The following is a 14759-nucleotide window of genomic DNA, read 5'->3' on the forward strand; positions in this document are numbered from 1 at the left end:
TTCAAAATAAAAGCATCTAAAAAAGCACTGACGTTTTAATTCGTCAGTGCCTTTTGAATGCCATAGGCTACTTTATCATAATGCTACTACGCTAATTGCAATGCTGGTCCAAAGAATTCATAGTGAATGCGATCTTCTGTAAACCCTTGTTCTTTTAATAACTGTACAGCACTAGCCATAAACGGCACTGGTCCACATACATAGACTTCTGCATCTTGTGGAATCGTATTTTTAATGATATCTGCGTTAATATATTGTTCTTTATCCGAGTACAACACTTCATAGTTAGCGTTTGGCATTGTTTGCAACTTTTGCTTAATTGCATCTTTAAATGTAACTACATTTTCGTTACGTGCACATTGAATAAATGTCACTTCTTGGTCTGTCGTTGCTTGCAACATACTATTTAAAGGTGTTACACCTATACCCCCACTAATAAAGGCTACTTTCTGTGATTCGCCTAATGTAAATACACCTGCTGGGGCACTCACATCTAATACATCTCCTTCTTGTAAAGTATCATGTAAATAATTCGATACTTTCCCTTGTGGCGTTGCTTCAACCTCTTTTTTCACCGAAATACGAAAAGCATCATGGTTTGGTGCTTGAGATAATGTATATTGACGATTAGCTAAATACTGCTCACCAGGAATAGCAGTACGCACTGAAATATATTGACCTGGTGCATAATTCGGTAAAGTTGAACCATCTTCTGGCACTAGGTAAAATGATGTCACTAAATCATTCTCCACCTCTTTTTTAGCTACTTTAAAAGGTTTAAATAAACGCCAGCCACCATCTTGTTCTGTTTGTTGGTATAACTCTTCTTCTACTTGAATAAAGATGTCAGCAATAACGCCATAGGCCTGCTCCCACGCATCTATTATTTCAGGTGTAGCGGCATCCCCTAATACCTCTTGAATCGCACCTAATAAATATTTGCCTACGATTGGATAATGTTCAGGTAAGATACCAAGACTTCTATGTTTATGAGCAATTTGCATCACCGCAGGCAAGATCGCCTGTAAATTTTCAATATGTACTGCTGCAGCATATACCGTATTAGCTAATGCTGTTTGTTGTCTACCTTGTGCTTGATTCGTATGATTAAAAATGTTTAATAATTCTGGATGTGCTTCAAACATGTTTTGATAAAACGTTTTTGTGATTGTAACACCATGAACCTCCAATACAGGTGCCGTTTGCTTAATAATCTCCATAGTTTGTTGTTGTAACATGTGTATCACTCCTTTTCTTAATTCCACTATAACGCGGGTTATTTTTTAAAGCAATATATAAAATACATCTTTAACAATTCTGCCACAAAACATACATATAAAATACATCTTTAAAATTTATGTATCAATTATACATCTTTTGTGCAAGATGAATTACTCGCCATTAGTCTGATAAATGCTATAATATAGTAAGGAAAGTGGGGAAGATCACATGCGCTTAACTGTGTACACTGACTACTCATTACGCACATTAATTTTTTTAGGTGCTAAAGAGCGTGAACAATTAACAACAATTCAGGAAATTTCAGATGCTTATAATATATCGAAAAACCATTTAATGAAAGTTACACATCAATTAGGACAACTTGGTTATATCGAAACCATACGAGGTCGTGGTGGTGGTATACGACTTGCCAAACCTGCAGATGAGATTGGCATTGGTGAGGTAGTACGGCAAACAGAAGAAGACTTTCATTTAGTCGAATGTTTTAACCCAGAGAGTAATCTCTGTAAAATTGCTTCTGCCTGCCAGTTAAAGAGCGTATTGCACGAGGCATTACTCGCCTATTTAGCAGTGCTCGATCAGTACACAATTGCCGACTTTTTACAAAACAAAAATTTAATTTTATCACTACTTCGTCAACCATGACAAAAAAAGAAGCTGGGACACAACTCAATTTTGAGGAGAAATATAAAATTTAAGTAATAATTTTTCGGCTAAATGAATCACTTAATGTACTTGAAAGCAAAAAAATGTGAGGCGATTTTAAAAATCGCCTCACATTTTTTCTTTTGTCCCAGCCTCTTTTTTAACGACACTTTATCATAAACGAACCCTATTCTAACTTATTGTCATAAGTCTTTATGGTAATATACGTGCTCTTTCCGCTTTTGTAGGGATATGACATTGCTTTACTATAATACGGTGGCGATTGCGGGCAATATAATCATATATTTTATCCGCTAAAAAAGCAGGCACCAAACGCCCTACATAATAAGGTATTATGCCATAACGGCTGCGTTTAATAATGCGCAAAGCGGCTTGCGATTTTATCCATATATGCTCCCCTTCAATTACAACTGCACTATCATCCATAATATGATGTTTGTGTACTAATTTTTGTCCTGTGTCACTTTGCAAAGATGCGAACTGATAAAAGGGTTCTTTTTCATAACGTAATATCATTTGAACACTCGCTTGACAAAAGTGACAATCTCCATCAAAGAGTACAACATTCATAATACCACCACCTACAGCGATTGTTTGTATAAATAATATGTCCCTAACGATTTAACATTGCAACCTAAAGCTTGTAACTCCTCCATTGCTCCTTGCATCATTGGTGTATGTTCATCTGATAAGATATCTACAATAAAGAAATAATCACCCAGTCCCGTTTTTAAAGGTCTTGATTCAATTTTACTTAAGTTAAGTTGACGCCAAGCAAAGACAGATAATACTTGATGCAGCGCTCCAGAACGATTATCTTTTGGCAAAGTTATCATTAATGTTGTCTTTGGTTGATGATCCGTATTTAATTGCGGCAAACGATGGTTCTGTTTAGATAATACAAAAAAGCGTGTATGATTGAATTGAAAGTCATGAATGGCAGGTTGTACTAATGCCAGGTTATATTTGGCTGCTGCTGAAGCATTACCTATCGCTGCAATACACTGCTCAGGATGTTCAGACACATATTTTGCTGCCGCTGCAGTTGATGACGTTTGATGTAATGGCACATGGCTAAAACGATAATACAAATACTTATGACATTGTGCTAAGGCATGAGGGTGAGAATATACGCCTTCAATCTTCTCCCAGTGCTCTTTTTGCGCCTGGTTGACCATTAAATGTTGTTCAATAGGTAACAATACTTCACCAATCACATATAAATCTACTTCGTGGAATAAATAATCTAGTGTTAAGGGTACAGAGCCTTCTAACGCATTTTCTAATGGGACTACAGCAAGGTCTACTTTATCAGCTGCAACTGCTTCGATACAGCCTGGTATTGTTGTCTGTGGCAGTAATTGATCTTGTGGGAATAATCCCTTTGTAGCAAGATATGTAAAGGACGCTTCTGGCCCTAAATAAGCGATTCGATAAGGCATTCTTTCTTTCTCTATCATGTTACAATTACCTCCTTATCATTATTTTACGCTTATTATTCAAAACATTCCAATGATTATTATTTTTTGCATAAAAAGAAGTGGAGATCGCGTTACTTTTATTGTGAAGTAATAACACTACGTCTTTCTACTCTCATTTGTTAATAGTAGTTTTTACTAGAAAGTAAAAAGTGATAAGGGAAAATATGATTTCTCCCTTACCACTTTTTTATTTTTGTTTTATAATGCACCTGAACTAATAACTTCTGCTGACTCAACAAAGTCAAGGCGCTTTAATTGTTGTAATAATTCGTCTAACTCGCAGGTCATACTTGTCACGTCTAGTGACAATGTTACATTTGCTCGCCCTTGAATAGGTATGGTTTGATGTATGGTCAAGACATTACAGTGTGTAATTGATACCGTTTCCAATAATCTTGCCAGTGTACCTTTGCGGTCTTGCAACTGCAAGAACACAGTCAAAATGCGTTCTTGCACAACAGAATGGAAAGGGAAAACCGCATCACGATATTTATAAAACGCACTACGCGAAATATCGACTTCTTTTACCGCATCCCAAATGGAAGATACTGCACCGCTAGAAAGCAGCTGTTTAGCTTCTAACGTTTTTTGCATAGCATCTGTTAAAACATCTTCACGCACTAAAAAATATCGTTGATTAGCAACGCTTTTCATATTTTTCCCCCTACTCCACTTTATTCAAAGAATTCAAATTCAAATTCTAATAAGCGAACCGTGTCACCGTGTTCCGCCCCGCGTTCACGTAAGGCCTCATCCACACCTAAACTGCGCAATTGACGAGCAAAACGACGCACGCCATCTTCACGGCTAAAGTCTGTCATTTTAAATAGACGTTCAATTGTGTAGCCACTCAATACAAAGGCGCCATCATCATCACGTGTGATGTCAAAGTCCTCAGATGTATTTTCGTGTTTATACATCACTGTTGCATCAGATTCTTCGACAACATCGTGTAATGTAAACTCTGGTGTCACTTCTAATAAATCTGCCACTTCAAATAATAACTCTTTTAATCCTTGTCGTGAAACAGCAGATACTGGGAATACTTTAATCGAAGCGCCTACTTTTTCACGGAATTGTTTTAAATTTTCTTCTGCATCAGGCATGTCCATTTTATTAGCTACAATAATTTGTGGGCGCTCAGTTAAACGCAAATTATATTGTTCTAACTCGTTATTAATCGTGACATAATCTTCATAGGGGGCGCGCCCTTCCATACCTGACATATCAATCATATGCACAATAACACGCGTACGTTCAATATGACGTAAAAACTGATGCCCTAAACCAACACCCTCATGTGCGCCTTCAATCAGTCCTGGCAAGTCTGCCATAGCAAAGCTACGTCCATCTTCTGTTTCAACCATACCTAAATTAGGCACAATAGTAGTGAAGTGATATGCACCAATTTTTGGCTTTGCTGCTGATACGACAGACAGTAATGTAGATTTCCCTACACTTGGAAAGCCAACAAGACCAACGTCAGCTAATACTTTCAATTCTAATACGACATTGAACTCCTGACCAGGTTCTCCTTTTTCAGCGAGTTCTGGTGCAGGGTTAGCTGGTGTAGCAAAGCGACAGTTACCTCGACCTCCTCGGCCTCCTCGCGCTATAACAGCACGTTGACCATGCTCAACTAAATCAGCAATCACAACTTCTGTTTCTTCATCCATAACGACTGTACCAGGGGGCACTTTTACTACTAAGTCTTCTGCTTTTTTACCATGCATGCCTTTACTCATACCATGTTCACCGCGTGTTGCTTTAAAGTGACGCTTGTAACGAAAGTCCATCAATGTGCGTAATCCTTCGTCTACCTCAAAGACAACATTACCACCATTGCCACCATCCCCACCAGCTGGGCCTCCCATTGGGACATATTTCTCGCGACGGAAGGCGACCATACCATCGCCACCGTCACCACCTTTAATATAAATTTTTACGTGATCAACAAACATTTATTTCACTCCCTGTTTGCAGTAATTTGAAATTTTACATGCTCTACTGTGCTGTTTTCTATGACTACTGCAAAACATTCATTTTTTCGTTCGATTACAAGAGGTGCTTGCCATAAACCTTGAATATCCACTTCTAACTGCATGTCCACATCTGTTGTTTTAACTACAATATACAGTTTTTGAGGCTTTGTAATATCTGCAAGCTCCACCAATTGAAGCATTGTCTTTTCTAAGTATTGCGCTAATGCAAAGTCACATTCACCACTCATTGGTGCTGTAACATTACTTTTAACATCACATGTGAACATCGTAAAACGCCATGATACCGTTAATAACCACTCAATAGTTTCTGGTAGCCCTAGCTTATTCAAGTTAGATATCATCTGTAAACGTTTAGCCACTGTTTGAATATACGTTTTACTTTTATCATGAAGACCTAACTCTGCATACATAGAAAGGACTTGCAAGTCGTTTAAAAAATCATGATTTGCAAAGCGAATCGCTTCTCTCACACAAAGTTTAGGCTTCACGTCTGCCATGTTGTTCACTCCTAGTATAACAATGTTTTCTCACAATTATAGCGCATTGTTCAGCATTATTCATGTATTACACATACTATGAGAAAATTTCAATGTTTCAAGAAAAATAGACTCATAAGTAACACATACTTATAAGTCTACTCATGCCCAAAAAAAGCATATCCAAAAAGCACAAAGCGCTTTGGACATGCTCTTAATTGTCATTATTAAGCTTCAGCTGGGTACACTGATACTTGCTTTTTGTCGCGGCCAAGGCGTTCGAATTTTACAACACCATCAACTTTGGCAAATAACGTATCATCGCCACCACGACCAACGTTTGTACCTGGGTAAATTTTTGTACCGCGTTGACGGTAAAGAATTGAACCACCAGTTACAAATTGACCATCAGCACGTTTAGCACCAAGGCGTTTTGACTCAGAGTCACGACCGTTCTTAGTAGAACCTACACCTTTTTTAGAAGCGAAGAATTGAAGATCTAATGTTAATAACATAATCATTCCACCTCCTGCTGGTTATAAGATATTTTAATATACTGTCCATAACTTTCTACCATAGTATAAAACTGAGCAGTCATTACTTGAACAATAAGTTGTAATTTTTCATCCATTTTTTCATCAATATCAGTAGGTAATGTTACTTTTAAGTAACCACCTTCACCTGCTTGTTCGATTTCTGGTTTAAGTTGTAAAAGTGCATAAATTGCATTTACAGCACCAAAGCCGATAGCTGATGCACCTGCACACACTAAATCTTTACCAGATTCGTCGTATTCAGCATGCCCTGACATCTCAAATGCATGTACATGTCTATTTTCATCATGGAAAATCGTAACTTGAATCATCTAGGATTCACCTCACTTGAATTAAGCGTTGATTGCTTCAACAACTAATTTTGTGTATGGTTGACGATGACCTTGTTTACGACGGTAGTTTTTCTTTGCTTTCATTTTGAAAACAGTAATTTTTTTAGCGCGGCCTTCTTTAACAACTTTAGCTGTTACAGTAGCTCCGTCTACGTATGGAGCGCCAACTTTAGCACTGTCGCCACCTACGAATAAAACTTTATCAAAAGTAACTGTTTCGTCAGCCTCTACACCTAATTTCTCGATGAAGATCTCTTGACCAGCTTCTACTTTGATTTGTTTACCACCAGTTTCAATAATTGCGTACATTCTACATGCACCTCCTTAGACTCAGACTCGCCCCTAGCAAGGTGACCTTTCGATACTTAAACCTTGTGAGTGCGGTTGTAGCATGGGTGCTACAAACAATAACATTACGATATTATCACGTATGTTTTATGAAGTCAATATATTCATCAAAAGAAAAAGCCTGTCTATAAAAAGACAAGCTTTTATTCGTTACTTAGAAAAAATAGCGAATAGCTTCGTGAAAAAACCTTTTTTATCCTCTGTAATTGCCATTAAAGGTACACTTTCACCAAGAATACGCCTTGCAATATTACGATAAGCTAGTGAAGCTTTATTATTGGGGTCCATTACGATTGGCTCCCCTTTATTAGAAGATGTAATGACATCCTCATCATCTAAAATAATACCAATTAAGTCAATAGACAGATGCGCTGTAATCTCATTAATATCTAATGTATCGCCTGACTCCATTAAATGATGCCTTACACGGTTAATAATTAACTTTGGTGCTCCCACATGTGCCTCTTGTTCTAATAGACCAATAATGCGGTCTGCATCACGCACAGCGGAAATTTCAGGTGTAGCCACAACAATCGCTTGGTCTGCACCTGCTACAGCATTCCTATAACCTTGTTCAATACCTGCAGGACAATCTATTAGCACATAATCAAAAGTTTGTTTAATTTCATCAATTAACGCCTTCATTTGCGTTGGCGATACTGCCGTTTTATCTGTTGTTTGCGCAGCAGGTAACAAATACAATCGTTCTTCTACTCGCTTGTCCTTTACTAGAGCTTGATGTAAGCGACAACGTCCTTCTACGACGTCAACTAAATCGTAAATAATACGATTCTCTAGACCTAATACAACATCTAAATTCCTTAAACCAATATCTGTATCAACTAAACAAACTTTTTTTCCTTGTAATGCCAGTGCTATACCAAGGTTAGCCGTTGTTGTTGTCTTACCAACACCGCCTTTACCTGATGTAATTACAATCGCTTCGCCCACATCAGTTTCCCCCTTTAGCAGTCATAAAAAACGATGGCATGTTTCTTAGTTCATGAATTGGCTTGTACGCGATAACTCCTTGTTCATTTAGATGAGCACATGTAAGTTCCGTATGCCCTGTTTGCGCCACTTTTTCATTGGACATCGTCTCCATTACTTCGCCAATACAAATATGTGTCGCCTCAAAATAGGATGCAGCTACTACAGCATGTTCATTGCCATTTTGACCAGCATATGCCATACCTTTTAGTCGCCCTAATATATAAATATTACCACCTGCTACTACACGTCCATTTTGATTTACATTACCTACAATAAACACATCGCCATCTGCGCGCAATACTTGACCTGAACGTACCATGCCGACGTACATTTCATTTTGTAACTTAATCAACTGCGCTTCGCTCTCTTGCTTCGTTACAACATCGCTATTAATTTGTGTAACGTGCAACTTGTTTGTTTTCTCTATAGCTGCAACTAAGCGTTCTTGCTCCTCTTCGCTACAATAACGATATCCTAAGTGCAATTGAACATCGACTTGGCGATCAGTTGTATAACTCTCTGCCAACTCCATTAGTGCAATTAGTAAGTCTTGATAGGCTGCTTTATCATCTAACTTAATAATAAAACCATCTTTCGTACCTTTCATATGCACAACTTGCTTCATACAACCACTCACCTCAATTCAATTATACTGTATCCATTTCGTTACGAATCCAACGTTTATTAATCAAATAGACAAAAACAATGGCCATTAAAATCGTAAAGAGTGTATTCGTTAACATTGTTGGTAATAAACGATGCTGAATAAAGCTCGCCCATGGCATCGTTGTAAAACCGATATAATGATAAAATTGATACAATATTACTTCCATAACCGTTACGAGCAATAATGAAACTATTGACGTCACAATCATGTTAGGTCGAATATAGCGCATAATAGTGCCTGCGAGGAACGCGAGGAAAGGATAAACAAACGCATATAAACCAATGATGTTAATGTAAAAAACATCATATAAAACGCCAAAAAACAAGCCGATAAGGATTGCTCGCTTTTTGGAATGAAATGTTGCTAAAAAAATTAAACTTACAATAACGAATCGTGGTACAAAATAATAAACATTATCGCCAAGTTGTAATGGCGATAAGAAAGCAAATCCCGGCTCTAATAAGAAGAGCAATGCGACAGCCGCTACGACTAAAAAGCGTCTCATCACTTCGCATCACTCTCCGATTCTTCTGATGGATTTGTTAAATCTTGATTTGTATTGTCACCATCAACACCATCGATTGCTGTTGTTTCACGCTTTACAATGACAACTTGGTCTAATAAAGCAAAGTCTGCAGCTGGTTTAATATAAGCCATTTTTGTTAAGCCATAGTCATCTGTACTTACTTCGGTTACTTTACCAATTAATAAACCTTGTGGGAAAATACCGCCTAACCCCGATGAAACTACGGTTTGGTCTTTTTCTACTTTGAGGCTTGAATCAATACGTTTCATTAATAATTCGCCACGTTCTTCATCATAGCCTTCAATTAAACCAAAGACATCTTTTTTATCACCTTTAATCTTCGATGATATACGATAATTAGGATTGTTAGAAAATAATAGTTCAACTTCAGCTGTATGTGATGTCACAACTGTTACTTTACCAATTAGGCCATCTGCTGTCATAACAGCCATGTTTTTTTCTACACCATGTTTTGTACCTTTATTAACGATTACTTTTTCTTCCCATTGGTCTGGGTTACGTGCAATTACCGTTGCGTTAATTGGGTCATATTTAATTAAACTATCTTCTTTATCAATAAGCGCAGCTAGTCTTTCATTTTCTGTCTTTACTTCAGCAAGTTCTGCTTTTGTTACAGCAAAGTCTGAAAGCTGAGCTTTTAGACGTTTGTTTTCATCGTAGGTCGCCAACAAGCTATCTAGATCCTCAAAAAGAGATGTAACAGTAGCTACGGGTTTTGATGCTAAATTTTGCACAAAACCTACACCATCTTTAATGATACGTTCTGGCATTGTTGGGTTGCTGCGATTACTTAATGAAAAACTAATAATAGCAACTAGGAAGATGATGCCCACTAATAGCACGATAAGTTTTTTATTTGTAAAAAACTGTGGCATCTTGCTTAAGCCCCTCTCCTTACTATTACAGTTGTTGTTGTCGAATTACATCAATATGTTCTAATGCTTTACCAGTACCTATTGCTACGCAGTCTAATGGATCTTCTGCAATAAAGACAGGCATATTTGTTTCATCACTCAATACTTTGTCTAGATTTTTAAGTAAAGCACCGCCACCTGTTAATACAATACCACGTTCCATAACGTCTGCTGATAATTCCGGTGGTGTATGCTCTAATGTACGTTTAACGCCATCGATAATGGCTGTTACTGACTCACGTAATGATTCGGAAATCTCTTTAGCTGAAATTTCTAATGTTTTTGGTAAACCTGTTACTAAGTCACGTCCACGAATCTCCATTTTCTCATCTTCTTCTGTATAAGCCGAGCCAATTTCCATTTTTACTGCTTCTGCTGTACGTTCACCAATTGTTAAGTTATATGTTTTGCGAATATAAGCAATGATAGATTGGTCCATAGCGTCGCCACCAACGCGTACTGACTCACTTGTTACGATACCACCTAGTGAAATAACAGCCACTTCTGTTGTACCACCACCAATATCAACTACCATTGAACCTGTTGGGTCCCAAACAGGTAAGTTAGCACCTATTGCTGCCGCAAATGGCTCTTCAATTGTGAATGCTTCACGCGCTCCTGCTTGGCGTGATGCATCAATAACAGCACGTTGTTCAACAGATGTAATACCATATGGTACACAAATCATTACATTTGGTTTTTTCCAATTACCACCTGAATTTTTAGAGGCTTCTTTTAAATAATATTCAATCATTGCGGTTGTAATATCAAAATCAGCAATTACGCCATCTTTCATAGGGCGAATCGCCACGATAGAACCTGGTGTACGACCAATCATATTTTTGGCATCATTACCAACGGCTACAATTTCACCTGTTTTCGTGTTTCTTGCAACAACTGATGGCTCTCTTAAAACAATACCTTTTCCTTTAATAAAAACTAACGTGTTTGCTGTGCCGAGGTCAATGCCGACATCTTTGCTTCCTAATCCGAACAATGTGTGTACTCCCTTTCTATATGAAAATTGCTCATTTGTTGTAATTATGAAATCATAACGTTTATTATAACGGAAAAAACCAAAAATTTATAGTACCTTCTGTCCTCACTTTCATTAAAATTACAATTATAATAGCGCTATCAATAAATTATAAACGCTTTTGCTTGCAATTGGTTCGCAAAAGTCATAAAAAAGCGACATTTCACTTAAGTAAGATGTCGCTTAACGATTACATATACCCCTTTTCTTTTAAACTAATATACTCATGATTGCCAATAATGATATGATCAATAATTTCTATACCTATTACAACACCAACCTCGCAGAGACGATTTGTTACATCAATATCCTCCTGGCTCGGCACAGGGTTTCCTGAAGGGTGATTATGAATGATAATAATACTCGCTGCTGAACGTTTGATCGCCTCTCGAAACAGCTCTCTGGGGTGGACAATACTTGTATTTAAACTCCCAATAAAAATTGTACGCTTATCAATCACTTGATTTTTAACATTGAGCAATAGCGCTACAAAATGCTCTTGCATGAGTGAAGATAACTCCTGCATCACATACATCGCTGCATCTTGTGGAGACCTTATAGTGTAACGTTCTTCATGATGCTTCAAGGCAAGACGTCTTCCTAGCTCAATAGCAGCAATTAGCTGAATCGCTTTCACTTTACCTACGCCCGAAATAGCTGTCAATTCTTCAATAGTCGCTTCTTTTAGTCCGTGTAACTTTTCAACCTTTTGTAAAATACGATTGGCTAGCTCTACTGCAGAAACGTCCTTAGTGCCTGTACGCAATAATATAGCGATTAACTCTTGATGTGACAAACTTTGTGCGCCTTGCTTTAATAAGCGCTCACGCGGGCGACCATCCTCATGGATATCACGCATTAACATATGTTCCATACAAAAAACCTCCTTTCCTCGTACTATAGAAGAAAGAAGGTTGCTTGAAAATTGTAAGAAACTTCATATAATGTATGAATCATAGCTATTATACGGCTAAAATTTAATTTTTTATTTCTTGTGTGGCACAAATTAATTTTTCTCGCAACGAGGCTAACAAATATAATGACCCCGTCACAATTAGTGTACCTTGTACTTGTGGCACATCGTTGACAATCGATTTATGCTTAGCTTGACTTAATGCATATAATTGCTCTGCTTTAGCAGCACGTTCGTTATTAAATTCAATAAAATAAAATGTCTCGCTCACTTGTTCCAAAATGGCTAAAACAGCTGCCAGATCTTTGTCACGTACCATGCCTACAGCAAAACTTATCTTATCACTTGGCAAACATTGTCTAATTGTATCGATAAGTTGTTGAGCACTTGCAGGATTATGAGCTCCGTCAAAATAAACGCCAGGACTCACTTGTTCAAAGCGGTGTAGGATATTAGCATTGTGTACAGCTTGTTGTACATCTATCGCTGATAATGTTTCGCCTAGTAATAAAAATGCTGTGATTGCTACTGCCATATTTTGCTGTTGATGTTCTCCTAATAATTGCGGTTGTAAATTAGTATAGCTTATTTCTCCCCAATCATATCTTTGCGCATCGATTGAAAAATGTTGATGCAAGGCAATGTATTGTACCTTTTTTTGTTGAGCTATTTTTTGTATCACTTGTTGTGCTTCTTGTGGCAATATGCCTGTAACTACAGGCGCCTGCTTAATAATACCGCCTTTATGTTTGGCGATACTAGTTAATGTATTCCCTAAAAAATGCGTATGCTCTAAAGCAATACTTGTAATAACACTCACTGCTGGTACTACCACATTTGTACTATCCTCAAGCCCGCCTAAACCTGCTTCAATAACCGCTATATCTACTTGTTCTTCAGCAAAATGATATAGTGCAATAACTGTCAACAATTCAAACTCTGTCAACTGAAGTTGATATTTTTTTAGTTGTTGAAATATGTTATCCATCTGATGAGTTGTAATAGATGCGCCATTAATTTTAATCTGGTCATGCACATCAATAATAGCAGGCGAAGTAAATGTACCAACCTTCCACCCTTTAACTTGGCATAAAGCATCTAAAAACGCGACCGTAGACCCTTTACCATTTGTACCTGCCACATGAATTACTTTAAGTTTTCGATGTGGTGCACCTAACTTTTCAAGCGCTATTTCAATGCGTGTTAATCCTGGTGAAATTACAGCTTCTGCATACACATGATGGCGTTGTTGATACACATCAAACTGAGGAATCATTTCATCCCTTCTTTCCGACTCATTAAAAACTGACGTACTTCTGCTACAAAATATAAAGAACCTGTTACCACGAGTAAACGCCCCTCACAATGTTTACGTAACACATCCTGCCACTTTGGCACTAACATCTTACGTTGATGTTTACTATGTTCAAATAGTGTTAGCATAGGCACCGCATGTGGCATATCAATTTGTGTAAAAAACATAGCCTTTGCTCTAGCTTCTAATAAAGATATGGTAGTAGTATAATCCTTATCCTGCAACGAAGCATACAATACATCAAATGGTGTGTCAGGATACACTCTTTGCAATGTTTTTAATAATGATTCTACACCTTCTACATTATGAGCTCCGTCTAAAATAATGTCATGGAACACTTCAAAACGCCCAGCCCACTGCACATTAGTTAATGCAAAACGAGCTGTACTCTCTGTAAAGATAAAATGTAATTCTTCTGTTAAAAATTGCATTACTGTTAATGCTACTGCTGCATTATAGGTTTGGTGTTCACCTTGTAACGTTAATTTGAGATTTGCCCACTTTTGGTCTTTAAAACAGTAATTGAACTGTTGAATGTCATCTTCTTGTTTATTATCTTTTACAAAGAAGTCTCGGTCTAATGCATAATATGGTGCTTGTAAATCATCAGCACATGCAGCAATTACTTTTTGTGCTGCTGCATTTTTCACACCTGAAATAACGGGTACACCTTGTTTAATAATACCTGCTTTTTCATAAGCGATGGCCGCATGTGTATTGCCTAATAGTGCGGTATGTTCTAATGAAATGGTCGTAATCACAGAAACAAGGGGACGCACAACATTAGTAGCGTCTAATCGACCACCTAAACCTGTTTCTAATAAAACAATTTGCGGTTCTAATTCTGCAAAATGCATGAAACCTATCAATGTAATGACTTCAAAAAAGCTCGGATACTGTCCATCTAATTTAGTTGTAATAATTTGGTCAAGGCGATTCATATGACGTAAAAATGCTTCATCTGTAATTTCTTCACCATCGACAACAATTCGCTCATTCACCTTGGTTAAATGAGGCGAAGTAAAAACACCTACACGCAAGCCACTTGCCTCTAATAAAGCACGTAACATAGATATTGTAGAGCCTTTACCATTAGAGCCAGCAACATGTACAATATTCAATTGCTTTTGTGGTTGGTCTAAATAATGTAAAATTTTATTCATTTTAGCATGTGGTATTTCGTCTTGATCTATTTTACGTAAGCTAAAAATTTTTTCTGTACATTGCTCCATTGTTGTAAACATATGAATCCCTCCAAAAAGGAAACGGCGA

18 protein-coding genes and 1 other annotated feature are annotated in these 14759 nt (G+C 37.4%); of the genes, 1 reads left to right on the forward strand and 17 read right to left on the reverse strand.

Features of this window, described 5'->3' with window-relative positions; genetic code table 11:
• Positions 1-86: 86 nt before the first annotated feature.
• Complete coding sequence (gene hmpA, locus IEW44_RS11300) at positions 87-1238, reverse strand: NO-inducible flavohemoprotein (RefSeq protein WP_188615158.1); 1152 nt, start codon at positions 1236-1238, stop codon at positions 87-89.
• 211 nt (positions 1239-1449) lie between these two features.
• Here hmpA and IEW44_RS11305 point away from each other — a divergent pair, with 211 nt between their 5' ends.
• The gene (locus tag IEW44_RS11305) at positions 1450-1887 is read left to right on the forward strand and encodes an Rrf2 family transcriptional regulator (protein ID WP_188615159.1); all 438 of its coding nucleotides are present in this window, start codon (positions 1450-1452) and stop codon (positions 1885-1887) included.
• 213 nt (positions 1888-2100) lie between these two features.
• On the opposite strand, the gene IEW44_RS11310 is transcribed toward IEW44_RS11305, so the two are convergent.
• From IEW44_RS11310 to IEW44_RS11385, 16 genes are all read right to left on the reverse strand, one after another.
• The gene (locus IEW44_RS11310; protein ID WP_188615160.1) at positions 2101-2478 is read right to left on the reverse strand and encodes a thiol-disulfide oxidoreductase DCC family protein; all 378 of its coding nucleotides are present in this window, start codon (positions 2476-2478) and stop codon (positions 2101-2103) included.
• A gap of 11 nt (positions 2479-2489) precedes the next feature.
• Complete coding sequence (gene pheA, locus IEW44_RS11315) at positions 2490-3368, reverse strand: prephenate dehydratase (RefSeq protein WP_188615161.1); 879 nt, start codon at positions 3366-3368, stop codon at positions 2490-2492.
• 219 nt (positions 3369-3587) lie between these two features.
• Positions 3588-4043 carry a transcriptional regulator ThrR gene (gene thrR, locus IEW44_RS11320; protein ID WP_188615162.1) on the reverse strand — a complete coding sequence of 152 codons (456 nt, stop codon included), beginning with the start codon at positions 4041-4043 and terminating at the stop codon, positions 3588-3590.
• A 20-nt stretch (positions 4044-4063) separates the two neighbouring features.
• Positions 4064-5350 carry a GTPase ObgE gene (obgE, locus tag IEW44_RS11325; RefSeq protein WP_188615163.1) on the reverse strand — a complete coding sequence of 429 codons (1287 nt, stop codon included), beginning with the start codon at positions 5348-5350 and terminating at the stop codon, positions 4064-4066.
• A 5-nt stretch (positions 5351-5355) separates the two neighbouring features.
• Complete coding sequence (locus IEW44_RS11330) at positions 5356-5889, reverse strand: Spo0B domain-containing protein (protein ID WP_188615164.1); 534 nt, start codon at positions 5887-5889, stop codon at positions 5356-5358.
• 206 nt (positions 5890-6095) lie between these two features.
• Positions 6096-6383, reverse strand: coding sequence for a 50S ribosomal protein L27 (rpmA, locus tag IEW44_RS11335; RefSeq protein ID WP_036142737.1), 288 nt, complete (start codon positions 6381-6383; stop codon positions 6096-6098).
• A 2-nt stretch (positions 6384-6385) separates the two neighbouring features.
• On the reverse strand, positions 6386-6733 hold the full coding sequence (locus tag IEW44_RS11340) for a ribosomal-processing cysteine protease Prp (RefSeq protein WP_188615165.1): 348 nt from the start codon (positions 6731-6733) through the stop codon (positions 6386-6388).
• Positions 6734-6754: 21 nt separating this feature from the next.
• The gene (rplU, locus tag IEW44_RS11345) at positions 6755-7063 is read right to left on the reverse strand and encodes a 50S ribosomal protein L21 (protein WP_188615166.1); all 309 of its coding nucleotides are present in this window, start codon (positions 7061-7063) and stop codon (positions 6755-6757) included.
• Between the two features lie 13 nt (positions 7064-7076).
• Positions 7077-7150 (reverse strand) — a sequence feature (ribosomal protein L21 leader region).
• Positions 7151-7252: 102 nt separating this feature from the next.
• Positions 7253-8053 carry a septum site-determining protein MinD gene (minD, locus tag IEW44_RS11350; protein ID WP_188615167.1) on the reverse strand — a complete coding sequence of 267 codons (801 nt, stop codon included), beginning with the start codon at positions 8051-8053 and terminating at the stop codon, positions 7253-7255.
• Position 8054: 1 nt separating this feature from the next.
• Positions 8055-8720, reverse strand: coding sequence for a septum site-determining protein MinC (locus tag IEW44_RS11355; RefSeq protein WP_188615168.1), 666 nt, complete (start codon positions 8718-8720; stop codon positions 8055-8057).
• 22 nt (positions 8721-8742) lie between these two features.
• The gene (gene mreD, locus IEW44_RS11360; RefSeq protein ID WP_188615260.1) at positions 8743-9267 is read right to left on the reverse strand and encodes a rod shape-determining protein MreD; all 525 of its coding nucleotides are present in this window, start codon (positions 9265-9267) and stop codon (positions 8743-8745) included.
• Positions 9267-10184, reverse strand: a complete 918-nt coding sequence (gene mreC / locus IEW44_RS11365) for a rod shape-determining protein MreC (protein WP_188615169.1) — start codon at positions 10182-10184, stop codon at positions 9267-9269. The genes mreD and mreC overlap by 1 nt, the downstream gene beginning before the upstream one ends.
• A 25-nt stretch (positions 10185-10209) precedes the next feature.
• Complete coding sequence (locus IEW44_RS11370) at positions 10210-11220, reverse strand: rod shape-determining protein (protein WP_188615170.1); 1011 nt, start codon at positions 11218-11220, stop codon at positions 10210-10212.
• 229 nt (positions 11221-11449) lie between these two features.
• Entirely contained in the window at positions 11450-12124 is a 675-nt protein-coding gene (gene radC, locus IEW44_RS11375; RefSeq protein WP_188615261.1) for a RadC family protein, read from the reverse strand.
• A 112-nt stretch (positions 12125-12236) separates the two neighbouring features.
• Positions 12237-13448, reverse strand: a complete 1212-nt coding sequence (locus IEW44_RS11380) for a bifunctional folylpolyglutamate synthase/dihydrofolate synthase (protein WP_188615171.1) — start codon at positions 13446-13448, stop codon at positions 12237-12239.
• Positions 13445-14731, reverse strand: coding sequence for a bifunctional folylpolyglutamate synthase/dihydrofolate synthase (locus IEW44_RS11385; RefSeq protein WP_188615172.1), 1287 nt, complete (start codon positions 14729-14731; stop codon positions 13445-13447). The genes IEW44_RS11380 and IEW44_RS11385 overlap by 4 nt, the downstream gene beginning before the upstream one ends.
• Positions 14732-14759 lie beyond the last annotated feature (28 nt).

It is taken from the genome of Lysinibacillus alkalisoli (assembly GCF_014643595.1).
Taxonomy (GTDB): domain Bacteria; phylum Bacillota; class Bacilli; order Bacillales_A; family Planococcaceae; genus Metalysinibacillus; species Metalysinibacillus alkalisoli.